This window comes from Saliphagus sp. GCM10025317 (assembly GCF_042663665.1).
Lineage (GTDB): Archaea > Halobacteriota > Halobacteria > Halobacteriales > Natrialbaceae > Natronosalvus.
Window position 1 is genome coordinate 385,493 of the sequence record NZ_JBHTAQ010000005.1, and the last position, 20,827, is coordinate 406,319.

At 64.9% G+C, this 20,827-nt stretch carries 22 protein-coding genes and 1 pseudogene; 10 read left to right on the top strand and 13 right to left on the bottom strand.

Features of this window, described 5'->3' with window-relative positions:
* Nucleotides 1-116: 116 nt before the first annotated feature.
* Nucleotides 117-599 carry a hypothetical protein gene (locus tag ACFQS4_RS04090; RefSeq protein WP_500192216.1) on the bottom strand — a complete coding sequence of 161 codons (483 nt, stop codon included), beginning with the start codon at nucleotides 597-599 and terminating at the stop codon, nucleotides 117-119.
* 237 nt (nucleotides 600-836) lie between these two features.
* Complete coding sequence (locus tag ACFQS4_RS04095; protein WP_497902418.1) at nucleotides 837-1,853, bottom strand: replication factor C small subunit; 1,017 nt, start codon at nucleotides 1,851-1,853, stop codon at nucleotides 837-839.
* A gap of 220 nt (nucleotides 1,854-2,073) precedes the next feature.
* Between ACFQS4_RS04095 and ACFQS4_RS04100 the strand changes: the two genes are divergently transcribed.
* Entirely contained in the window at nucleotides 2,074-3,165 is a 1,092-nt protein-coding gene (locus ACFQS4_RS04100; protein ID WP_497902419.1) for a bactofilin family protein, read from the top strand.
* 61 nt (nucleotides 3,166-3,226) lie between these two features.
* Entirely contained in the window at nucleotides 3,227-3,451 is a 225-nt protein-coding gene (samp2, locus tag ACFQS4_RS04105) for a ubiquitin-like small modifier protein SAMP2 (protein ID WP_497902420.1), read from the top strand.
* A 92-nt stretch (nucleotides 3,452-3,543) separates the two neighbouring features.
* Here samp2 and surE read toward each other — a convergent pair whose 3' ends face one another.
* A complete protein-coding gene (gene surE, locus ACFQS4_RS04110) occupies nucleotides 3,544-4,344 on the bottom strand; it encodes a 5'/3'-nucleotidase SurE (protein WP_497902421.1) in 801 nt (266 codons plus the stop codon).
* Nucleotides 4,345-4,521: 177 nt separating this feature from the next.
* Between surE and ACFQS4_RS04115 the strand changes: the two genes are divergently transcribed.
* Complete coding sequence (locus tag ACFQS4_RS04115) at nucleotides 4,522-5,310, top strand: hypothetical protein (RefSeq protein WP_497902422.1); 789 nt, start codon at nucleotides 4,522-4,524, stop codon at nucleotides 5,308-5,310.
* A gap of 15 nt (nucleotides 5,311-5,325) precedes the next feature.
* On the opposite strand, the gene ileS is transcribed toward ACFQS4_RS04115, so the two are convergent.
* Nucleotides 5,326-8,535 (bottom strand): isoleucine--tRNA ligase, encoded by a 3,210-nt coding sequence (gene ileS, locus ACFQS4_RS04120; protein ID WP_497902423.1) that lies wholly within the window; start codon nucleotides 8,533-8,535, stop codon nucleotides 5,326-5,328.
* Between the two features lie 68 nt (nucleotides 8,536-8,603).
* Between ileS and ACFQS4_RS04125 the strand changes: the two genes are divergently transcribed.
* On the top strand, nucleotides 8,604-9,137 hold the full coding sequence (locus tag ACFQS4_RS04125) for a hypothetical protein (protein ID WP_497902424.1): 534 nt from the start codon (nucleotides 8,604-8,606) through the stop codon (nucleotides 9,135-9,137).
* Between the two features lie 105 nt (nucleotides 9,138-9,242).
* On the opposite strand, the gene ACFQS4_RS04130 is transcribed toward ACFQS4_RS04125, so the two are convergent.
* The gene (locus tag ACFQS4_RS04130; protein ID WP_497902425.1) at nucleotides 9,243-10,037 is read right to left on the bottom strand and encodes a YqcI/YcgG family protein; all 795 of its coding nucleotides are present in this window, start codon (nucleotides 10,035-10,037) and stop codon (nucleotides 9,243-9,245) included.
* A 196-nt stretch (nucleotides 10,038-10,233) separates the two neighbouring features.
* Here ACFQS4_RS04130 and ACFQS4_RS04135 point away from each other — a divergent pair, with 196 nt between their 5' ends.
* On the top strand, nucleotides 10,234-10,386 hold the full coding sequence (locus tag ACFQS4_RS04135; protein WP_497902426.1) for a hypothetical protein: 153 nt from the start codon (nucleotides 10,234-10,236) through the stop codon (nucleotides 10,384-10,386).
* A 102-nt stretch (nucleotides 10,387-10,488) separates the two neighbouring features.
* On the opposite strand, the gene ACFQS4_RS04140 is transcribed toward ACFQS4_RS04135, so the two are convergent.
* Nucleotides 10,489-10,635, bottom strand: a complete 147-nt coding sequence (locus ACFQS4_RS04140; protein ID WP_253432202.1) for a hypothetical protein — start codon at nucleotides 10,633-10,635, stop codon at nucleotides 10,489-10,491.
* Nucleotides 10,636-10,879: 244 nt separating this feature from the next.
* On the opposite strand from ACFQS4_RS04140, the gene ACFQS4_RS04145 reads away from it, so the two are divergent.
* Nucleotides 10,880-11,575 carry a DUF1405 domain-containing protein gene (locus tag ACFQS4_RS04145; RefSeq protein WP_497902427.1) on the top strand — a complete coding sequence of 232 codons (696 nt, stop codon included), beginning with the start codon at nucleotides 10,880-10,882 and terminating at the stop codon, nucleotides 11,573-11,575.
* Nucleotides 11,576-11,594: 19 nt separating this feature from the next.
* Here ACFQS4_RS04145 and ACFQS4_RS04150 read toward each other — a convergent pair whose 3' ends face one another.
* From ACFQS4_RS04150 to ACFQS4_RS04160, 3 genes are all read right to left on the bottom strand, one after another.
* Nucleotides 11,595-11,891 carry a DUF7344 domain-containing protein gene (locus tag ACFQS4_RS04150; RefSeq protein WP_497903146.1) on the bottom strand — a complete coding sequence of 99 codons (297 nt, stop codon included), beginning with the start codon at nucleotides 11,889-11,891 and terminating at the stop codon, nucleotides 11,595-11,597.
* Between the two features lie 70 nt (nucleotides 11,892-11,961).
* Entirely contained in the window at nucleotides 11,962-14,763 is a 2,802-nt protein-coding gene (locus tag ACFQS4_RS04155) for a valine--tRNA ligase (protein ID WP_497902428.1), read from the bottom strand.
* A gap of 176 nt (nucleotides 14,764-14,939) precedes the next feature.
* The gene (locus tag ACFQS4_RS04160; protein WP_497902429.1) at nucleotides 14,940-15,218 is read right to left on the bottom strand and encodes a DUF8102 family protein; all 279 of its coding nucleotides are present in this window, start codon (nucleotides 15,216-15,218) and stop codon (nucleotides 14,940-14,942) included.
* A 27-nt stretch (nucleotides 15,219-15,245) separates the two neighbouring features.
* Here ACFQS4_RS04160 and ACFQS4_RS04165 point away from each other — a divergent pair.
* The 3 genes and pseudogenes from ACFQS4_RS04165 to ACFQS4_RS04175 all read left to right on the top strand — a co-directional run.
* Nucleotides 15,246-15,623: pseudogene (locus ACFQS4_RS04165) on the top strand (MMPL family transporter); the annotation flags it as partial.
* Between the two features lie 26 nt (nucleotides 15,624-15,649).
* The gene (locus ACFQS4_RS04170; RefSeq protein ID WP_497902430.1) at nucleotides 15,650-16,339 is read left to right on the top strand and encodes a hypothetical protein; all 690 of its coding nucleotides are present in this window, start codon (nucleotides 15,650-15,652) and stop codon (nucleotides 16,337-16,339) included.
* An 86-nt stretch (nucleotides 16,340-16,425) separates the two neighbouring features.
* Nucleotides 16,426-17,148 (top strand): Yip1 family protein, encoded by a 723-nt coding sequence (locus ACFQS4_RS04175; protein ID WP_497902431.1) that lies wholly within the window; start codon nucleotides 16,426-16,428, stop codon nucleotides 17,146-17,148.
* A gap of 16 nt (nucleotides 17,149-17,164) precedes the next feature.
* On the opposite strand, the gene ACFQS4_RS04180 is transcribed toward ACFQS4_RS04175, so the two are convergent.
* Nucleotides 17,165-18,097 carry an HFX_2341 family transcriptional regulator gene (locus tag ACFQS4_RS04180; RefSeq protein ID WP_497902432.1) on the bottom strand — a complete coding sequence of 311 codons (933 nt, stop codon included), beginning with the start codon at nucleotides 18,095-18,097 and terminating at the stop codon, nucleotides 17,165-17,167.
* Between the two features lie 142 nt (nucleotides 18,098-18,239).
* Nucleotides 18,240-18,410, bottom strand: a complete 171-nt coding sequence (locus tag ACFQS4_RS04185; protein WP_497902433.1) for a hypothetical protein — start codon at nucleotides 18,408-18,410, stop codon at nucleotides 18,240-18,242.
* A gap of 119 nt (nucleotides 18,411-18,529) precedes the next feature.
* Here ACFQS4_RS04185 and ACFQS4_RS04190 point away from each other — a divergent pair, with 119 nt between their 5' ends.
* Complete coding sequence (locus tag ACFQS4_RS04190; RefSeq protein WP_497902434.1) at nucleotides 18,530-19,330, top strand: Ig-like domain-containing protein; 801 nt, start codon at nucleotides 18,530-18,532, stop codon at nucleotides 19,328-19,330.
* A gap of 263 nt (nucleotides 19,331-19,593) precedes the next feature.
* Here the strand turns inward: ACFQS4_RS04190 and ACFQS4_RS04195 are convergent, their stop codons facing one another.
* Together ACFQS4_RS04195 and ACFQS4_RS04200 are read right to left on the bottom strand one after the other, a co-directional pair.
* Nucleotides 19,594-20,073, bottom strand: a complete 480-nt coding sequence (locus ACFQS4_RS04195) for a DUF5812 family protein (RefSeq protein WP_497902435.1) — start codon at nucleotides 20,071-20,073, stop codon at nucleotides 19,594-19,596.
* A 92-nt stretch (nucleotides 20,074-20,165) separates the two neighbouring features.
* Nucleotides 20,166-20,717 carry a DUF8056 family protein gene (locus tag ACFQS4_RS04200; RefSeq protein ID WP_497902436.1) on the bottom strand — a complete coding sequence of 184 codons (552 nt, stop codon included), beginning with the start codon at nucleotides 20,715-20,717 and terminating at the stop codon, nucleotides 20,166-20,168.
* Between the last annotated feature and the right edge of the window lie 110 nt (nucleotides 20,718-20,827).

Sequence of the window (20,827 nt, forward strand, 5' to 3'; positions counted from 1 at the left end):
GACAAAATCGTTTCGTGGCGTTTCCTCGTTCTCGTTCGCTCTCCTCACGAACGTTTCCTCGAGCGCCAGCGACGCCAGCACTGGCCGCTCCGATATTCGGGATTCCGGGAACGGACCTAATCGTCGACCCCGTACCCGAACACGAGTAGCTGACCTTCGTGCTCGACGTACCTTCCCAACGGGTGTTCTGTCGAATCCTCGTCGTACGTGGGAAGTCTCTCGAGAGAGACAACGACGTCGTACAGTTTCTCTCGGTCCATCTCATCGGTATCGATCGTCACGACTTCGTACTCCCCGCTCGCTCGCTTTTCGGTTGGAAAGTCTCTCTCTGACTCCACTGACCGTGAGAGGATCTCGTCCAGCACCGGATCGTCTGCGATTGCTTCGTGCGTCGATTGTGTAACGTCTGTTTCAGATGGGGCCTCAGTAACGAGAAGCGCGTACACTGCTCTCATCTGGTCGCTCTCGAGAGCACCCACTGTGTTAGTATCCGTCTCTTGAGGATCGTCGCTGGCGGTACTGGTATCCCGATCGAGACAACCGACGACCGGCGTTAATGCGCCGCTGCAACAGACTGCCAGTACCTGTCTACGATCCATACGCTCACTCGAAATTGTATATTCAAGTACTTTCTCCTCACTCACGCACAAAATGGCGGGGTAGCACCTCTCGTTAATTTATCCACGAATCGAATTCGCCGTTCGTCTCCCGCATCCGACCAGCGACCGAGTCCGACAGTCGATACGGCGTTCACCCACGGATCGTCGAGAGCATCGTCCTGAACTTCCCTCCGCTGAGCAGGTCGGTTCCGACGAAGATGTTCCGGGGAACGGTAATCACTCCTCGAGCGCCAGCGACGCCAACATCGCCTCGAGTTGTAGCCGCTCGTTCGCCCCCTCTGTGATCCGGTAGTCCACTTCGCCCAGACGCTCGAGTAAGCGAACCGTAGCGAGTTCCTCGAGGTCGAACTCCCAGGCCGACCGGTGGAGCTGGTCGATCACGTCGCCGCCGGCCAGCCCGCGGTCGGTGAGCAGCGAGTCGAGGGTCGCCCTGGCCGCCGTGAAGTCGCCCGCGATGGCCTTCTCGACCATCTCCTCGACCTCCTCGGGGCGGGCGGTCGCGGTGATCGCGAAGACGCCCTCCTCGTCGACGGCGTCGCCCATGACGGCTGCGGCCTGCAGGCCATTGATCGCCTTGCGCATGTCGCCCGCGGCGGCGTAGACGAGCGCGTCGACGCCATCGTCGGTCACTTCGATGCCCTCGGCGTCGGCGATCTCGCGCACCTGTGCCTCGACGGCGTCGTCGGAGAGTTCCGTGAACCGGAAGACGGCGCAGCGAGACTGGATCGGATCGATGATCTGGCTCGAGTAGTTACACGAGAGGATGAAGCGCGTGTTGTGGGAGAACTGCTCCATGGTCCGGCGCAGGGCGGACTGGGCGTCGCTCGTCAGCGCGTCGGCCTCGTCCAGAAAGATGATGCGGTAGTTGTGGCCGCCGAAACTCGAGCGTGCGAAGTTCTTGATTCGGTCCCTGACGACGTCGATGCCGCGCTCGTCGGAGGCGTTCAGCTCGAGGAAATTCTCTCGCCAGTCCTCGCCGTAGAGTTCGCGGGCGACGGCCTGTGCTGCGGTGGTCTTGCCGGTGCCGGCGGGCCCCGAGAACATGAGGTTGGGGAGGTCGTTCTGCTCGACGTAGCTCACCAGTCTGGGGACGATGTTCTCGTGGCCCTTGATCTCGTCTAACGTCTCGGGCCGGTACTTCTCGATCCAGACCTCGGTTCGCCCGGCGACCGACTCCGCTTGGCCGGTCGACTCGGCGTCGCCAGGCGACGGCTCGGACTCGTCTTCGCTCATGTCCCCGACGAGGGGAGCGCCGGCAATAAAACGACCGAAGCGGCGTTCGTGCCATCAGCGTAATTGTACTACCGACGTGGCCGCGCCACCGACTTTATCGTGCCACCGACGGACCACGTCACTCGAAGGCGAAGGCCACGGTGGCGCCCATCGGTTCCGCCCCCGGCGAACCCCACCGTGGCGTTTTATCGTCGAGCACGGCGTACTATTCACTGGTAGAATGTCAACAGAATCACAATTCTCGACTCGTCTCGTCGTAATCGCCGTCGCGACGCTGCTCGTCCTCGCGCTCGTTCCTGGCGTGGCGCTGGCACAGTCGGGAACCGGCGTCGGCGGCAACATCGTCGTCAGTGAGGACGAAACCGTCGACGAGGTCAATGCCGTCTCGGGGAACGTGATCGTCGAGGGAACCGTCACCGGCGACGTGAACGCTGTCTCCGGAAACGTGATCGTTGCCGAGGGCGGCGAGGTTCGCGGGGACGTCAACGCCGTCGGCGGGACGGTCCAGATCGACGGCCGCGTCGCCGGCGACGTCGCGGCCGCCGCCGGAACCCTCGAGGTCGGCGAGGGCGGTACCGTCGACGGCGCGCTCGAGGCCGGTGCCGGGACGGTAACCATCGACGGGACGATCGCGGGCGACGCGACGATCGGCGCCGAAACGATCACTCTCGGAGAGTCGGCGGCAATCAAGGGGAACCTTCGGTACGACGGTGACCTGCAAGGCAACACCGGCGCCGTCGCGGGTGAGATCACCCAGGACTCGAGCCTCGGCGTCGATCTAGCCCCCGTGGTCCTCCCCCTGGCCTCGTGGATCGCAGCCGCTTACGCGCTCGCGGCGAACCTGCTGCTAGGGGCGGTCCTGTTGATGCTCTTCCCCCGGTTTTCGGACGGAGTCGCCGCTCGAGTCGCGTCGAATCCGGTTCGAACGGGGCTGGTGGGTGCGGTCGTGCTGATCGGCATCCCCATCCTCCTGGTCGCCATCGCGCTGACCGTAATCGGCATCCCGCTCTCGCTCGTGGGGGCGCTGGCGTTCGTCTTCCTCGTCTGGGTCGGGGTGGTCTACGGCCGATTCGCCGTCGCCGCGTGGGCGCTCTCGTTCGCGGACGTCTACAACCGCTGGCTCGCACTGGTGGTCGGCCTGGTCGCCGGCGCCCTCGTTGGGCTGGTGCCGTTCGTCGGCTGGTTCCTGAACCTGCTGATCACGCTCCTCGGCCTCGGGGCGCTCGTCGGGGGGCTGCTCGCTCACCGCCGCCGGGTCAGACAGTCGGCCACCGACGCCGGTCGCCCGGAATCCGGCGACGCTGCCGCGTGAACGTGTAGACCGCGAGCGACGCGCTCAAGTGCTCCCGACGGCAACCTCGAGCCGAACACGAATGCCCGACCGCGTAACCGTCGACGTCAAAGGCGAGGAGACGAGAGAACTCGAGTTCGCGGCCCTCGAGTACGACGGCGACGTCCCCACCTACGCCGACGCCCTCGCCGCCGTGGACCTCAGCCCTCACGAGGTGAGCGTCCTGGTCGACGGTCGTCCGGTGCCCGAGGATCAGCCGATCGACGCCGAGAGGATGACCGTCCTGCGGTTGATCAAGGGCGGGTAGCTTGGATCACTGGCTCGAGAGCTCGGTCTCTTGCTGTATCACTATACTTTCTATAGCATTTCTTGCGAGGATCAGGCGATCGATCGAATCGCCTAGCGACGCCCCTCACCGTCGCTCGAGTAGCCGCTCGCCAGCGACTCGAGCACGTCGAGTTCGGGCGTCCGGTGGTCGACGAACAGCGGCGTGATCGACACCTCGCCGTCGGCGACGGCCCGTCGGTCAGTGCCGACGGGATCGGTCAGATCGACGTCCACGCTGGGATCCAATGGGTCGTAGAAGTGATCCCAGGCGCGGTAGGTGCCGTCCGGTCGCTCGTCGATCCGCACGTCGAAGTGGTAGGTCGGCTCCGTGATCCTGATCCGCGGGTCGGACTCGCCGGCGGGCACGTTGACGTTGAGGTAGTCGAACGGCCGCCGATCGCCGAGCTCGAGGGTTTCCCGGACCAGGTACCGGGTAATCCGCTCGGCGTCGGCGTACTCGTCCCGCCCGAACTCGCGGCTCCCCGTCACGGAATCGTACAGCGAGAGGGCGATCCCCGGCAGGCCGAGGAAGCCGGCCTCGATGGCCGCACAGACCGTCCCCGAGCGCTCGATCTTGTGCGCGCCGAGGTTGGGGCTGTCGTTACAGCCGGAGACGACGACGTCGAACTCTCGCTCGAGTTTGCCCCGGGCGAAGTGGACGCAGTCGACCGGGGTTCCGTCGACGGCGTAGCCCTCCGCTCGCTCCTCGACGGTGAATGCATTGGAGTCGCTCCTGGACATGCCGCTCCGGTCGGTGGCGGGTGCGACCACCGTCACGTCCGCGACTGGCTCGAGGGCGTCGTAGAGCGCCCGGATTCCCGTCGCGTCGATCCCGTCGTCGTTCGTCAGCAATACGGCCGGTCGGGCGGACATGAACGATCCTTCGCTCGCCACGACTATCAGCTTTCGTTAGCCGTCGGATACGGCCGTCGGTTTCGTCTCTTGCGTGCGCCGTTCTCACGGTCGTTCGGTCGGATGGTTCGAGACTGCTCGCCGTATGGGAACCTGTCGAGGACACAACCTCTTTAGTCTTGACGGCGTACGACCGCCATGGGAAGCGCTGGTCCGACTTCGTACGTCGTCGCCGACTTTTCTGCGGACTGCGTTCGAGTGCTTCCACGTCATCCCTACGAAATCGACCTTCTCGGGGGGAAGCCGGCGTCTCGACTCACGGCGGACGAGACGGTGATCGACGCGTCGACCCTTTCGCCTCGAGTTCGGTCGGTCGTCGAAACCGCCGTCGAGGGGAGCAGGGATGGTATCGGCACGCCGGCCTACGGGACCGAGTCCCCTTCCGATGCCGTCGTCCGAATCGCCGAGGAGTACGATTACGTTCGAACGACGTACAACGGGACGCCGGTAGTCGTGGAATTCGAGGCGTTCGAGAACGATCTCGAGCGACCGCCGCTCCTCGCCGTCGAGGCCACGCTCGTTCGGGACCGGATCACGTCGGACGACCCCGCGAAAATCTCGTTCTCACTGATCAACCGGAACACCGAGTCGATGATGTTCGACCACGTCCGTCCGTGGCCGTTCGGCGTCCCGGTTGCACATCTACTCCCCCAGGAAAAGGAGGGGATACAGCTCTGGAACGACCGGTACATCGATGCCTACGGCGCGTCGCGATTCGATTCTCTGTACGCACATCCTGGCGTGGACCGCCGTCGACCGGGACGAATCCTGGTTGGGGAGACCATACGAAGGGAATACCTCCTCCCGATCCCTGTCGACGCCGAGCCCGGAAGATATCGAATCACCGACTACCTCCAGTACTTCCCGGACGACTGTCGAAAGGAAGTACTCCGGTACGAAATCACGTTCGAGTTGCGACGTCGTTAGCCGACCTCGAGCCGATCAGTCCGACGCTTCCGCCGCCGCAATCGGCTCGAGCGCCAACTCCATCGTCACACCCTCGACGTCCCACGTCTTCCGGTAGGCGTCGGAGCTGTCCGCGTCGACGGCTCGAAGCGCCTCGGCGCGGACCTCCTCGCGGATCAGGTCCTCGCGCTGGCGGACGAGGTCGGACACGCGGTCGTCCTCAATCTGGATCTCGAGCGCGATGCGTTCCTCGACATCCAGGTCGAGTTCCTTGCGCATCTCCTGGACGCGGCGGATGACCTCACGGGCGTAGCCCTCGCTCTCGATGTCGTCGGTGAGCGAGGCGTCGACGTAGACGACGCCCCTGTCGTCGCCGTCGAGCCCGAACGCGGTGCCGGCGACGTCGTCGGGCGTCTGGGTGACGAACGAAACCATCTCGTCGGTGAGTTCCTCACCCTCCAGCGCGTCGGAGACGGCCGCCTCGAGCGCCTCGAGGCTCGGTTCCTCGATCCGGGCCGCGTTGAGGGCGTTCATGACCTCGCCGGCGCGGCCGCCGAAGGCGGGACCGAGTTCGCTCATGTCCGCCTCGGCGCTGTAGGCGAGTTCGCCCCACTGCTGGCCGGGGCCGACGAGTTCGACTGCGCGGGCGTTGAGTCGATCGGCCACGAGGGACTCGTGGCGCTCGACGGCCTCGACGGCGCGTTCGTCGTCTGCGGCGACGACCACGCGCGGGACGGGCCAGCGGAGCTTTCGTCCGGCCTGCTGGCGGGCGTTCGCCCCCGCCTCCTCGATGGCGCGGACGTAGGCCACGTCAGTCTCGAGTTCGGGATCGGCCCAGTACTCCTCGACTGCGGGCCAGTCCTCCATGTGGACCGTCGGGTGGCCGTCGTCGCCGGTGAGGGTCCCGTAGATCTCCTCGGAGACGAACGGCGCGTAGGGTGCGAGAAGTACCACGACCTCGCGGAGGACGCGGTAGATCGTCGCGTACGCGGCCACCTTCGAGGGGCTGTCCGATTCGTCCCACATGCGCTCGCGGACCGCCTGGACGTAGAACCGGGAGACGTCCTCGACGAGGAACTCGAGCAGCGTCTCGAGTGCCCGGTCCTGGCGGAACTGCTCAAGGTGCTCGGTCATCTCGGCCTTCGTGGACTGGAGGCGGGCGAGGACCCACTCGTCGACCAGCTCGAGGTCCGAATCGACCTCGTCCAGCCCCGTCTCGCTCGGATCGAACCCGTCCAGTCGCATGTACGGCAGCGGGAACCGGAACACGTTCCAGAGCGTCCGGAGGTGGTTTTCCATCGTCCGCATGCCGTCCCACGAGAAGCGCATGTCCTCGCCCTGCGGGTTCGCCGAGAGCAGGAACATCCGCATGGCGTCGGATCCGTGGCGCTCGATCGCCTCGTGAGGCTCCACGACGTTGCCGACCGACTTGGACATCTTCCGGCCGTCCTCGTCCAGCGCGTGGCCGTGCATCAGCACCTTGTCGTAGGGTACTTCGCCCATCGCGGCGGTTCCCATCCCCAGCTGGGACCAGAACCAGCCGCGGGTCTGGTCGTGGGCCTCGAGGATGAAGTCGGCGGGCCAGAGTTCGTCGAATTGCTCCTGCTCGCCGGGGAAGTTGAGGGTTCCCCACGACGCCACCGAGGAGTCGAGCCAAACGTCGAAGACGTCGGGCACGCGGGTGTAGGTCGTCCCGTCCTCGGTAATCGTGAGGTCATCGACGACGTCCTTGTGGAGGTCTACCGTTTCGGAATCGACGTCCTGGTCGACGCGCTCGGCGAGTTCCTCGCGGGTGCTGACGACGATCATGTCTTCGCCGTCGTCCCGTCCCTCGGGCGTCCAGATCGGGATCGGGATGCCCCAGTAGCGCTGGCGGGAGACGTTCCAGTCGGGGGCGTCCTCGACGAAGTCACGGAACCGGTTGTCGCGGGCCCAGTCCGGGAACCACTCGCTGTCCTCGATGTTCTCGAGGAGTTCGTCCTTGACGTCCGTGATCGTGATGAACCACTGGTCAGTGACGATCTGGATGATGCCGGTGTCACAGCGCCAGCAGTGGCCGTAGCTGTGGGTGACCGTCTCCGAGGCGAGGAGAGCGCCGTTTGCCTCGAGGTCGGCGGTAATCTCCTCGTCGGCCTCTTTGACGAACTGCCCTTCGTACTTCCCGCCTTCTTCGGTGTAGACGCCGTCGCTGCCGACGGGACAGAAGATCGGGAACCCGAGTTCCCGTCCTCGGGTAAAGTCCTCCTCACCGTGGCCGGGCGCGGAGTGGACGAGGCCCGTGCGGTCGGCCTCGACGTAGTCCGCGGCGTACACCTGGTGGGCGCCCTCGTGGCTCGCGTGGTCGGGCACCTCCTCCGCGAGGGGGTGCTCGTACTCCCAGCCGATCATCTCCTCGCCGGTGAGTTCCTCGAGGACCTCGTAGTCCTCGTAGCGTCCCTTCTTCAGGACGCCCTCGAGGCAGGCCTCGGCGACGTAGAGCACTTCTTCTTTCCCATCCTTTTCGGCGCGAACGCCCACGTACTCGAGGTCCGGATCGACCGCCGTGAAGGCGTTCGCGGGGATGGTCCACGGGGTGGTCGTCCAGATGACGATCGATCCCTCGCGATCGACGAGGTCGAATTTCACGTAGATCGAGGGATCCTCGACGTCCTCGTACTCGACCTCGTTGTTCGCGAGGCCGGTTTCACATCGGGGACACTGGCTGATGCTCCGCTGCCCCTGCTCGACCAGCCCACGCTCGGCGGCCTTCGAGAAGCCCCACCAGGCGGCCTCCATGTACTCCGGGTTCACCGTCTTGTACGGGTCGTCCCAGTCCATCCAGACGCCGAAGGACTTGAAGTCCGACTGCAGGCCCTCGAGTTGCTCGTCGGCGTACTCCTTGCACGCCTGGATGAAGTTCTCCTCGCCGAACTCTTCGATGTCCTTTTTGTTCTCGAACCCGAGTTCCTCCTCGACTTTCGTCTCGATGGGCAGGCCGTGCATGTCGTAGCCCGGCCGGTCGGTGACGTCGTACCCCTGCATCCGCTTGAAGCGAATGTAGAGGTCCTTGAGACTCTTGTTCCAGGTCGTGCCCATGTGGGCCGCCCCGGAGGTGTACGGCGGGCCGTCGACGAAGAAGAACGACTCGCCGTCGGCGCGATGCTGCTTCGTTCGCTCGTAGGCGTCGACCTCCTCCCAGTAGTCGAACACGCGCTCCTCGAGTGCGTGGGGATCGTACTGGTCGTCCACCTCCTCGAACCGGCTCATACCCGTGGTGAATCACTCCGGGAGTAAAGAGGAATCGGTTGGGCAGACGGATCTGCCGGATCGGAACCGTGAGGGACGCTCGGGCGAGCAGCGGACAGTACACCTTTGCTGTCGGAGAACGTACACGTAACCGATGCACGCACGCCAACGTACGTTCGTTCGCGACGGTCGTCTTCGGCGGTCTGTACGCCCTCGCCCTCTCGACGTCGTTTCAGCCCCTGCAGATCCCAGGCTACCTCGTCTTGGTGGGGTTCGGCGTCCTCGAGGAGATAGTCGCCGTCGAGTTCGCGGACACCACTCCCTCGATCCTGTTCGCCGCCTACGTTCTCGTGCTCGGACTCGCGGGGGCGGCGGTCGCGTCTCTCGCTCGCGGGCGGGTTCCCGATTCCGGCCTCGCGTGGGTGCGCCCCGGCGTCGCCGGCACTCTCGGCGTCGTGGGCGCACTCTCTACGCTCCTCGCCGTTTCGATTCTCCTGACGACGTCACAACGCGAACCCGTCGTCGTCACCGCCCTCGCCGGCCTGCTTCTACTGGGGCTGGCGGGCCTGATCGCCGGCGTCTTCGAGGTTTCCCTGTTCTCGAATCGAACGGCCGATCGCTGACCACGGACGGTCGAGTATCCGCTTGCTCGTCGGAGGCACCGTCGGGCTGAGTGTGCCAGTTCCGCGTTTCCCTGCCGCCTCGAACGCCGCTGTCTCGAGTCCCAGTCAATCGCCGATGACGACCGATCCCTTCGGGTGCTCGCGGCTCACCTGCATGGGGCAAGCGTCGGGGAACTGCGACTCGTCAGAGGAGAGCATGTACTGCACCCACTCGCGGTCGCCCTCGACGCCCCAGTCTCCGAGATCGGCGTGGGGGCAGACGCCGTCGTAGTCCTCGAGGCGGCCCTGGATGACCTCCCGGGCGCGCTGGCCGGCAGCCGTGTCGGCGGTGATCCCCTCGAACAGCGCGCGGGGCTGGAAGGTAATCTCGAGGCCGACCGGACAGTAGCGACTCTGCCGGACGTCGTAGAACGGCGCGCGGCAGGTCGGAAACATGGGCTCGCCGCCGAAGCAGAACTCCCAGGCGCTGGTGTCGGGATCGGTCGGGATGTCCTCGGGCCAGGGCTCGGGATCGTGGGCGTGGAGCACTTGCAAAATGTGCCAGAGAGCTTCGTGGTACTCCCGCTCTCGCAACTCGCATTCGGGCGGCCTGAAGAACGTCACCAGCGAGGCCAGTTCACTGTGACTTTCGTACACCTCGAGGTACTCGAGGATGGCTTCGCCCAGCGCGAAGAGGGCGTCCCTGTCGGTCATCGACTCGACGGTGGTGTACAGCGGCCATCCCTTCTGGACGGATTCGACGCCGAAGTAACAGGGGAAGGGGCTGCCGTCGTGGCTCCCGAGGAGTCCGTCGGTGAAGTTCTCGTAGTGCGCCACGACCCAGTCGGGGACTGCGCCCGATTCGACGCGCGCCTCGAGCGTCGCCTGGTCCAGGAGGGATCCCGCGCCGGGCTCGTTCATACCGGTTTCTGGGGCGCGGTGGTGCTATTCGTTTCGGATCTGATCACGACGACGGACCCGACTACCCCGGCTGGTCCGGCGATCCCAGTGGCTGCCGACCGACGGATTGAGGTCTCTGGCCCCTCGAGAGAACGACAATGGCTGTCGACAGTCTGGTGACCGATCGACTTGAGTTACCCCGTCGGGAGAGAGCCGTATGAACACCGATCGGCTGGGACCGGTCTACCTCTTCGGCATCGTGCTCAACGCGGGGGCACTCGTCTACGCGATCACGATCGGCGAGTACCTCTTCGCGAGCACGTTCGTCTTCGTAATCGTCTACCTCTCGTTCCGGTATCGAATGCTCTGATCGCTCGAGGGTTGAATCTCGAGGGCCGAATCGACAAGGAAAGCCGGTGGCAGGGCCCTCGGTTCATCGCCCTCGAGGTCGTCGTGCCGGATGCGAGTCGACTCAGAACAGCCCGGTCAGCACGTCCCGGAAGAGGATCAGGACGATGCCGGCGGCGACGACGGCGACGATCCACAGGAGCATGACGAACATGATCTCGCGGGTGAACGTTCGATCCTCGCCGGCCATTGACGATCCATCGGATTTCATTGGTTGATATTCAGACGGCGGGCACATAAAGGACTCGCACGCGCTTCCGTCGTCTCAGCCGCCCCACCGTACCATCGCTCCACCGTCTCCGTGACCGCCTCTCCGTCCTACCGTGCCGTCCGTTCGACGGAGCGATGCCCCCGTTCGACGACCTGGCGCTCGACTCGAGCGAGCAGCCGTCGGTTTTGGACACCGAAAGGACGGACCGCTATCGTTTTGCATCCCGTCTTCGTGGTCGGTAGCGATGACAGCACACACGCGAGCGGCCGACCGCCAGCCGCTCCCGCGATACCTGGCGCCAGTGCCGACGGCGCTCGAGGACCTGGGGCTCCGGTTCGCGTGGCTCGTGGTCGCGATCAACCTCGCGGGGACGATCTTCGGATTCTGGTACTACCAGGCCCAACTCCTGTCGACGTCGCCAGTGATGTGGCCGTTCGTTCCCGACAGCCCGCTGGCGACCCTGGCCATCGCGCTGGCTATCGCCGCCTGGAAACTCGGTCACGAACAGCCCTGGCTCACCGCCATCGCCTTCTTCGGAAACATCATCCTCGGACTCTGGACGCCCTACACGCTGCTCGCCTTCTGGGACGCTTACAGCTACCTCGATCCGCTGATGTTCCACTTCCTCTTCTGGAGCCACCTCGCGATGGTCGTCCAGGCGTTCGTCCTCCACCGGATCTCCGACTTTCCCGTCTGGGCCGTCGCCGTCGCGCTCGCGTACTACGGCGTCAACCTCGTCCTGGATTACTTCGTTCCCGTCGTCGGCGACCTCCACCACACGGCCATCCCGCTCGAGCGAACCGAACCGATGTACCTCGGGGCCGACGCGCTGGGCGTCATCGGCGCTGGTGAAGTAACCGTCACGCTGCTGGCGCTGTTTCTGGCGCTGGCGACGCGGGCGAAACTGTGCGAAACGGTGCAGCAGGCCGCGGCCCAGTGAACGGAAAAACGGCAGTCAGCTAGTTCTCGTCGTCGACCAACTCGAGGGACGGGTCGAGCTGTGCGGCAGCCGGCAGTCGCTCCACCCGGCCGAGTTCGTGGTCGTACGCGACGATGTCGGCGTCGGCCAGTTTCGGCAGGTGGACGTGGTGTAACGCGGTGGCGACGCGCTCGAGTCGATCCGGCGATCGATTGCCCTCGTGGACGGCGACCTCGTGGACGGCGTCGGTGAGTTCCTCGAACGGCGCAGTGTGTGCACCCGTCGCTCTCGTCGCTCTTGTCAGTGAACGTATATATACAACGTGCTCGTTTTCCAGGACCGTCCGGAAGTCCTGGGCGTCGAACGACTCGCGGGAACTCGGACGGAGCGCGAGAAATCCGACGGACTCAGTCCGCCCGCTCGTCGTCGACGATGACGACCGCCGACTCCGTCTCGATCATCTCACCGTCGCCCGAGTAGGTTCGCTCGAGCTCGACCTCGAACAGGTCGGCTTCGAGTTCCTCGCCGGCGACGGCGAGCGTCTCGTCTTCGATCTCGTACTCGCCCGCGTCGATGGCCGCGTCGATCTCGCCGACTTTCGCCCCGTACTTCGGTCCGAGGGTTGCGTAATCGAGGTCGATCGACGCCACCTCGGTGGTGATCTCCGGCGGCTCCTCGAGCGACTCGAGATTCCGGACGTGGCTTACGTCCTGGATCGCGTCCGCGAAGCCCTCGATTGGGCCGTAGACGGCCACGCTGTCGAGGCTGGCGTTCAGGGGCAGCTGGCGTTCGGACTTGTACCGGCGCAGCGCGGAGATGACCTCCATCGCGGTCTCGCCGGCCTCGAGGTCGGCCTCGTAGCCCTGTGGAACGGGCCAGGTTTCGGTGTGGACGCTGTCGAAGTCGTCCTCGTCTGTGGTCTCGGTGTTCTCAACGTACACCGCCTGCCAGATCTCCTCGGTGACGTGGGGGAGGATGGGCGCCCACAGCAGGAGGAAGGTTCGGTGAGCCGTTCGCAGCGCGTACTGCGTCGAGGCGCTGTCCTCGCGGGTCTTGGAGATCTCGAGGTAGTCGTCGCAGAACGTGTTCCAGAAGAACGTCCGGAGGTGGTTGCGGGCCTTGGCAAACTCGTAGTTTTCGAAGTGCTCGGTGAGCGTCTCGACGGTGGCGTCGAGTTCCGCCAGCAGCCAGCGGTCGATCGCCTCGAGTTCCGCGGGCTCCTCTGGATTGGCGGGCGCCAGGTTGTCGACCAGCTTCGAGGCGTTCCAGAGCTTCCGGAGGAGCTTCTCCCCGGCGACGATGTCCTGGTCTTGGTAGGGGAAGTCGTCGCCGACGGCGGCGCTGGCCGCCCAGAAGCGAATCGCGTCGACCGGGTACTCCGCGATCACCTCGGCGGGTTGAACGACGTTGCCCCGCGATTTGGACATCTTCTCGCGGTTTTCGTCGAGGACGTGGCCGTTGATCAGCGTCGCGTCGAAGGGCACCTCGCCGGTGTGCTCGTAGCACTTAACGACGGTGTGGAACAGCCAGAACGAGATGATGTCGTGGCCTTGCGGGCGCAGGTCGAAGGGGTAGAGTTCCGGGTTCGCCATCGCGAACTCCTCGGCCTCTGCGTCCCAGTCCCAGCCGGCGTTGATCAGCGGCGTCAGCGAGGAGGTCGCCCAGGTGTCGAAGACGTCCTCCTCGGCCTCGAAGCCGTCGTGACCGCACTCCGGGCAGCTCTCGACCGGCGGGTCGTCGCTCAGGGGATCGACTGGTAGATCCTCCTTTTCCGCGATGATCGGGTGATCGCACTCGCCACAGTACCAGACCGGGAACGGAATCCCCGAGTCGCGCTGGCGCGAGATCAGCCAGTCCCACTCGAGGCCCTCGATCCAGTGACGGTACCTGGTAAACATCTTTTCGGGGTACCAGTCCATGGCCTCGCCGGCCTCGAGGTATTCCTCTTTGTGGTCCAGAATTTCGACGTACCACTGCTTGGAGACGCGGTACTCGACGGGGGTGTCACAGCGCTCGTGGACGCCGACGTCGTGGACGATTTCGCGGCGATCACGGAGGTATCCCTCGTCTTCGAGGTCCTCGACGATGGCTTCTCGAGCGTCCTCGGTACCCATCCCCTCGTAGTCGCCCGCGAGGTCGGTCATCGTCGCGGTCTCGTCGATGGCCACCCGTAGTGGGAGATCGTGGGCCTGGTACCACTCGATGTCGTTCTGGTCGCCGAAGGTACAGCACATGACGACGCCGCTGCCTTTCTCCATGTCGACGCGGTCGTCTTCGATGATCGGCACCTCGTGGCCGAAGATTGGGATCCTGGCCGATTCACCCACGAGATCCTGGTTCTCCTCGTCGTCGGGGTGGACGAACACCGAAACGCAGGCCGGCAGGAGTTCGGGGCGCGTCGTCGAGATGACGAACTCCTCTCGAGGCGGATTATCGCCAGCCATCTCGAACGCGATGTCGTTGAAGTGCGAGTTCCGCTCGTCGTCCTCCGTCTCGACCTGTGAGATGGCCGTCTCGCACTCGGGACACCAGATCGCGGGCGCCTTCTTGCGGTACTCTCGTCCCTTCTCGTAGAGGTCGATAAAGGAGAGCTGGGAGATCCGCTGGACGCGCGGTTCGATGGTCTTGTAGGTATGGTCCCAGTCGATCGAGGTTCCGAGCGCCTGCATCTTCTCGGTGAACTCGGCCTCGTACTCCGCACAGACCTCGCGACAGAGCTGCTGGAACTCCCGGCGCTCGTAGTCCTGGTGGCGGATGTCGAGATCCTCCTCGGTCAGGCGCTCGGAGGCGATGCCGTTGTCGTCGTAGCCGAACGGGAAGAGGACGTCCCCATCGGCCATTCGCTGGTAGCGGGCCGCAAAGTCTTGCAGCGTCGAGCCGTAGAGGTGGCCGATGTGCAAGCTCCCCGACACCGTCGGCGGCGGCGTGTCGATGGCGTAGGTGGTGTTCGGATCCTGGCCGGGTTCGCCCTCGTAGGCGTAGGTCTTCGCGTCGACCCAGGCGTCCTGCCACCGGCTCTCGATGGCTTCGGGGTCGTAGGTTCCCTCGAGGCCGCGGCCCTGTGCTTCGGTCTCCGCCTCGAGGTCGCCGTCAGCACTCATGCTCTCACCGCCCGTGTGGGGCGTCGTCGGTTCGTCAATCGGTCGCGTTCGCGGTATCTCGTCATTGGTGTTACTGGTCGTTGTTCGCTGTATTCCAGTCCGGGACAATACATCCGTCGAAACGGGGAAAGAGATGGGGCTAGAAGGCCCCTACGAACACGGCGGTTCGAGGACCGGCGTCACCGGGCGTGACGAACTCGTCCATACGTTTACTGTTCGCTACAGCGTGTTAGCCTTTTCGCGTCTTCCCGTGCTTCTCGCGAACGTGACCGTTCGCCTTCGATTCACCGGGGCCGGATCACCGCTCGCCTCTCCGTTTCGAGGTCCAGGTCGGTCTCGAGGTACGCCGCCAGGCGCTCGAGGAACTGGTCGTCGACGCCGTCGTCGTGGGGCGACTCCCCTCCTCCTCGCACGAGAACGATCTCGTCGTGATCGGTCGGATCGTGCTCGCCCTCCATCACCAGCGCGAACAGCTGTCGCGGCGTCACCGGGTCGCCGGCCTCGAGTCGCCCGGCGATTCCCTCGAGCGAGTCCTCGACGGTCGTCTCGACGTCGAAGGTCACGTCGACGGAGACGTTCTGCCCGCCTGTTTGGCCGCGATGGCGCTCCTCGAGATTCCGTTCAACAGCGAGACCGCCGTCATCACGAGCCTCGCTATCGGTCTCGGGGTCGACTACAGTATCCACCTCGGGGAGCGCTTCGTCGCCGAGCGGCGCGAGCGCCCGACTCTCGAGGCCGCCCTCTCGGCGACGGTGACGGGAACGGGTAGCGCCTTGCTCGGCAGTGCCGCGACGACCGCCGCCGGGTTCGGGGTGCTCGCGCTCGCACTCGCGCCGCCGCTCCAGCGATTCGGGTTGGTGACCGGGCTGGCGATCGCGTTCGCGTTCGTCGCCTGCCTGACGGTCCTCCCGTCGTTGCTCGTCGTTCGAGAACGGGTTCTCGATCGATTGGGCAGGTCGAACGTATAAAAGGAGACGGTGAAGCCGCCAGTTTGGTGTGCGTAACGAAGGTCGTCGCCCCCGTTTCGACGGACACGATGGCCGACGATTCGCCGGAACACGGCGGTGACCTCTCGACGCTCGGTCTCGTCGTCCCGATCGTGCTCGCCGCCGTCACCTTCGTCGGACTCGCCCTCCTGCTCGGCCCGGCCCTCGAGCCGGACGCGATCGATTCGAGCGACGACGTTCCCGACGACAGTCCCACCCCGGACCCGTTTTCGTGGACGACGTCGCCGCTGGTCGACGATGGTACCGACGCGGGACCTGATTCGAACGGTAGTTCGGACGACTCGAACGAATTTGACGACCCGGATGGCTCAGACGACCAGGGTGACTCGGACGAACCTGACGATTCAACTGGACGCGAACGTGGAACCGACGATGCCTCCCTCTCGAGCGACGACGAACGCCACGAATCCGGAACCACGGAAGACGAACGCCGTGAAATCGACCGTGGTGAGCGTCGGTCAGCCGCGAACTCGGACAGGAGCGAAGACGTTGGAGAGAACGAGGATCACGACAGCAGGAATGGCCGACGAGGCAATGGGGACCCATCCGGCAACGGCCCGCCGCCGCACGCAGGAACGCCCGACAGTGGCGGCCCGCCGGACCACGCAGGCCCAGGTGAGTCGTCCTTCGATGGCGACGACGAGGGCGACCGAGGACGTGGTGGACAGGGACGTTGATCGTCTCCCTCGAGTCCGTCTCCTCCGATAGTCGGATAGCTCGAAGGGGAATTTATTTGTTGTTTATCTAATTATTCGGGGGCGCAATGATTCCTGCCCTCCGCCCGCTCGCACAACTCCTCCTGTCGCCGGTTGCGTTCTTCGACGAACGACCGCCGAAGACGACCCTCCCAATCGCGGTTGGAATCGTGGTTCTGTACACGATTGCGCTCGTCCTCGCCGTCTCGCTCGTCGGATCGATGCTCGCCGGCGCGATCGACGCCACCGTCACGATGGACAATCCGGATCGACCGCCCGAAATGGTCTGTGAGATGTACGAGGACGATGCCGACTCGCTCGTCACCGAGGGCTGTAGTGAACCCGAGACGGTCGAGCGCGACGCGGGTGAACTTGTCCAGAAGGCGGTCCACGATTATCTCGGCTTCGCCGTCTTCGCTCCGCTCCTCCTCTGGGCGCTCGGGACGGGAACTCTCTACGCCGTCGGACGTCTCGCGGGCGGGACGCCGTCGTTCACCGGTGTACTGTCGCTCGCGGGGTGGGCCGCGCTACCGGAGTTCGTTCGACTCGTAATCGGCCTCGTTGGACTTCGAGTCGCGCTCTCGGACGTGATCATCACCGATGTCGACCGGAGCGTCGACGCGCTGGAGGCAGCGATGGCGCCGATCGATCCGTTGTTACTGGTCGCCTCCCTGGCGACGATGGGCTGGCAGTGGTACCTGCTCACCAGTGGACTCGCCAGCGAAGCCGACATTCCGAAAGGGATGGCAGCGCTCGGCGTAGGCATCCCCCTGGTCTCTTCTCGCTCGTGACGCTCTTCTGAGTCGTTCACCGTTCGGGCATCGCAGCCGAATCCGAGTGTGCCCGCACCCACAGTTCGCCGATCCGCGACAGCCGCGTTCGGTAGGACTTTCCGTGCTCCTCGCGCTCGATGTAGCCCTTGCCGCCCGGCCCCAGTCGGTCGACGTTGTAGATCACCTTCGAGCGGAAGCTGTCGGTGTACTCCTCGTTGAGTTCGCGCGAGAGGGCCTCCGCGAGTTCTGAAACGGACTCGAACTCGCCGTCCTCGCCGAGTTTATAGAGGATGAGTTCCTCGAACGGCTTGACGTTCGAGAAGGAGGCGACCGGTAATTCGACGATGTGTTCGCCGTCGATTTCCTTCGCACCGATGGTCGTCCCGCGCTCGTCGAACTCCGCGAGGAGTTGTCGGGCGCTCTCGAGACGACTGGCCACGCGTTCGGTCTCAATTTCGGTCGCTGGCTCGCCGAGTTCTCGCTCCCCCGCAAGCAGATCCTCGAGCAAGGCCGACTGTTCGCGTAGCTCCTCGGCCAGTTCCGTCTCGAGATACTTCTCCGGGGCCGTGTAGTAGGTGTGGATCTGCTCGCGGTCGTCCTGGCGCTCGACCATCAGGGAGTGGGCGGCGGTCGCGAACGCGAAACTCACCGTCCGGGGCATGGCGGCGATGTTGACCCAGACCTCGTTGCCCTCGTCGAGCTCGTCGTTGATCAGGTCGTAGGCCTGCTCGAACGCCTCGTCGTAGTCGTAAACGTCCTCGAGGACGAACCGCTCGGTGGTCGCCCCCAGCAGGTTCTGGAAGTCGGTCTCGAGTTTCTGGGAGAGGTGCCGGGAGTACTCGACGTTGGCCTCGCTCCCGACGGCCCCCTCGAGGAGGATGACGCGGTCGACGCCGTACTGATCGCGCACCAGTGGGGCGATCAACCGGTCGTAGTCGAAGCCGACCGGGACGATGTGGGTTTGCATACGCGGTAGAGGTGGCCGGATAGTATAAAAACCACCAGACTCTCGACCGCTGCGACGCCTTCGTCAGTCGCTGTCGTCCTGGCTGTCGTCAGTGCCTGCGAAACCGAATCGGCCGTACGTTCTTCCGAACGACTGGTACGCCTCAGAGCTCGCCGATCAAACGAGCCTGGGCGAGAGACAGATTCTCCTCTTCCTCGGTGAGTTCCCGACCACGTTGCTGTTCGACCCAGGCTACCAGTTCGGCCTCGTCCGTGGTGTTCTCGTCCGGTTCGTCGCTGGCGTTCTCGGTCGTCGTCTCGCTCTCTTCGTCCATGCTCCGTTATTCGCCTCCGTAGCCAAGTACCTTGCCCGGAGACGGCGTCTTCGGCTCGTAGTACTAGACCTCTCGAACGGCGAGAAGTTATTTATCGAGCGACTGTCTCTCCAAACGACGTGAATCGACGCCACTTCCTCGCGGCAACCGGAATCGGGGGTACACTTCCGATTTCGCCGACGGGCCGTCTCGGGAACGGGCCGAGTTCGGCGACGTTCGATCCGCACCCACCCGCGCCGACCGAGCCGCCCGCACTCCCGCCAGGTCCGGAAGAACCACCCGAACGACCTGCCGAGGTGACGGCCGAGCACGTCTCTGCGTACGTCTCTGGATACGAACACGCGTTCACGTACAACACGCTCGAGTGCCGCAATCTGCAGGAGATTGACGTCGCATCCGATGCCGTCCTTGAGGCCGAAACCGATCACGGCGTCTACGCGTTCGCTGTGGCGACCGGCTACTCGCGGTGTGGGGCGGATTCGGAACCCGAACACCGCGACTACGGACCGCCACCCATCGAATGGGCCGTTGGCGAGGGGTACGCCGTTCGGATCCGTGACGACGCCACCAGGTACCGGAATGCCGACCGAACGTTCGGGACCGACCACATGGACGAACCCGCGTCGAGATTTGCCGTCACCAACTTCGACCACCTCGCTCACGACGTCACCGTCACCGTGACCCACGAGGGCGACACAGCGTACGAAGAAACCGTCGCCCTCGAGCCGCGAACGGCCATCCACGTTCGAAACGTGAGCGCCGCTCCCGGCGACCAGAAGGTGTCGGTCGAGACGGACGAAGGGGCGACGGCCTCCGACACGTGGACTGCCGACCCGAACCGGAACGCGAGCTGGGTGTTCCGCGTCCTCGCCACCGGCGAGGTGTCGATCGAACGGCGCGACCCGTACGGCGAGTTCTGAGCACAACTAGACCCGGCTCGTGACGAACGTCAAAGGCGCCGGACGTGGGGGATTGGACTCGAGATCCGGGCGCTGTGGCCTCGACGTCGCCCCGGGGGTTCTGTCCTCGTGACGATGCCTTCACCGGCAGCACCCTCGCCAACAGCGTTTTGCCCTATGGACAGCCCTTTTTCCTCTCGACAGCGCCCTCAATGCCAGCATTCGCTTTCGACCCGAACACTCACACTCACCATTACTTCAAAATCTGTAGTTTTACACTCGAGTCAGTCCGGCAGGTACCTGACGCTCAACACGCCGTCCTCACCGTCCACCGCTCGACGAACCTCGACGCGGACGGCCTCGAGGCGGGCCGCCCGTGCGATGGTCTCCTCGTCCTCGAGGACGTCGCGGGCTGCCTCCTCGACGCGCGCGGCGGGAACCCGAAAGACGTGAATCTCGCCCGTTCCGGCCCGTTCGTGCTGTTCGAGGTTGCCGACGTCGGCCTCGGCGGCCAACTCCTTCGAGTGGGTCGTCGGCTCGAGGTCGCTGTCGACGAGTTCGACCCAGCGCCGATCCTCGACGTCGATCAGTGTCCAGGCGACCTCGAGGGGCGGTTCGGGGGCGATCGTCGCCTCGAGTACGTCGTGTGTCTCGAGGCCGTCGTTCGCGGCGAGCGTGTGCACCTGCGCGGAGTCGACGTCCCGGAGGACGACCGACTCGTCCTCGGCGTGGGTGACGACGAAGGTGCCCGTCTTCTCGGTCATAGTGGATGAGAGGAGCGCGACGGCTTTCGGGGTTTCGACTCGTCGCGGGTATGCGCTCGCGAGCCGACTCGAGTGCGCTGCTCTGCTCTTGGCTACCGGGAGAGCCGGTGGACCACGTAGATCCCAGCCCCGGCGAGTGCGGGGATCGCGAGTCCGACGGCGGGCGGGAGGCCGTACAGAAAGGCCACCACTGGACCGCCCTCGGTCTGAAACTCCGCGGGGACCGTCGGAATCAGGCCGACGTACAGCGCGGCGAGAAAGAGGTAGCCGCTGGCGGCGAGTCGCCGGTCGTACCGAACGTCGTCGCCCACCTGTCGACGGTGGCGACGGGCGACGAGCAACACGGGCGCGAGGATCGGCGCGACGACGGCCATGCCGACGACGATGACGAACGATCGGGAGAACGACAGCGTCGCCGTCGTGCCGACCGTTTCCCCGATCACGCGAACCAGGGAGAGGGCGAACGCGAACACGAGAATTGCCGCAATGGCCCCGCCGACGAGGACGTAGCTCCTGAACAGCCGCGAGTTGCTCTGGCGAATCGCGTACGGGAACGCCCCGAGCACTCCGCCGTACGTCCTCGAGTCGGTCGTCTCGTCGCCGGGTGTGGCTCCGGAGTCGACCGACTCGTCAGACGCGCTCATTGACCGCGATTGGCAGTCGAGGCGAATAAGGGATACGATGCTCGAGCGCCCAGTCCCCGCTCGGAGCCAACGCCGCTTCGAGGCGTGACGGAACGCCTTTATCGGTCGCT

Coding starts and splice junctions, on each gene's coding strand:
- ACFQS4_RS04090 (WP_500192216.1), bottom strand. CDS start 599: ATGGATCGTAGACAGGTACTGGCAGTCTGTTGCAGCGGCGCATTAACG.
- ACFQS4_RS04095 (WP_497902418.1), bottom strand. CDS start 1,853: ATGAGCGAAGACGAGTCCGAGCCGTCGCCTGGCGACGCCGAGTCGACC.
- ACFQS4_RS04100 (WP_497902419.1), top strand. CDS start 2,074: ATGTCAACAGAATCACAATTCTCGACTCGTCTCGTCGTAATCGCCGTC.
- samp2 (WP_497902420.1), top strand. CDS start 3,227: ATGCCCGACCGCGTAACCGTCGACGTCAAAGGCGAGGAGACGAGAGAA.
- surE (WP_497902421.1), bottom strand. CDS start 4,344: ATGTCCGCCCGACCGGCCGTATTGCTGACGAACGACGACGGGATCGAC.
- ACFQS4_RS04115 (WP_497902422.1), top strand. CDS start 4,522: ATGGGAAGCGCTGGTCCGACTTCGTACGTCGTCGCCGACTTTTCTGCG.
- ileS (WP_497902423.1), bottom strand. CDS start 8,535: ATGAGCCGGTTCGAGGAGGTGGACGACCAGTACGATCCCCACGCACTC.
- ACFQS4_RS04130 (WP_497902425.1), bottom strand. CDS start 10,037: ATGAACGAGCCCGGCGCGGGATCCCTCCTGGACCAGGCGACGCTCGAG.
- ACFQS4_RS04135 (WP_497902426.1), top strand. CDS start 10,234: ATGAACACCGATCGGCTGGGACCGGTCTACCTCTTCGGCATCGTGCTC.
- ACFQS4_RS04140 (WP_253432202.1), bottom strand. CDS start 10,635: ATGAAATCCGATGGATCGTCAATGGCCGGCGAGGATCGAACGTTCACC.
- ACFQS4_RS04145 (WP_497902427.1), top strand. CDS start 10,880: ATGACAGCACACACGCGAGCGGCCGACCGCCAGCCGCTCCCGCGATAC.
- ACFQS4_RS04175 (WP_497902431.1), top strand. CDS start 16,426: ATGATTCCTGCCCTCCGCCCGCTCGCACAACTCCTCCTGTCGCCGGTT.
- ACFQS4_RS04180 (WP_497902432.1), bottom strand. CDS start 18,097: ATGCAAACCCACATCGTCCCGGTCGGCTTCGACTACGACCGGTTGATC.
- ACFQS4_RS04185 (WP_497902433.1), bottom strand. CDS start 18,410: ATGGACGAAGAGAGCGAGACGACGACCGAGAACGCCAGCGACGAACCG.
- ACFQS4_RS04195 (WP_497902435.1), bottom strand. CDS start 20,073: ATGACCGAGAAGACGGGCACCTTCGTCGTCACCCACGCCGAGGACGAG.
- ACFQS4_RS04200 (WP_497902436.1), bottom strand. CDS start 20,717: ATGAGCGCGTCTGACGAGTCGGTCGACTCCGGAGCCACACCCGGCGAC.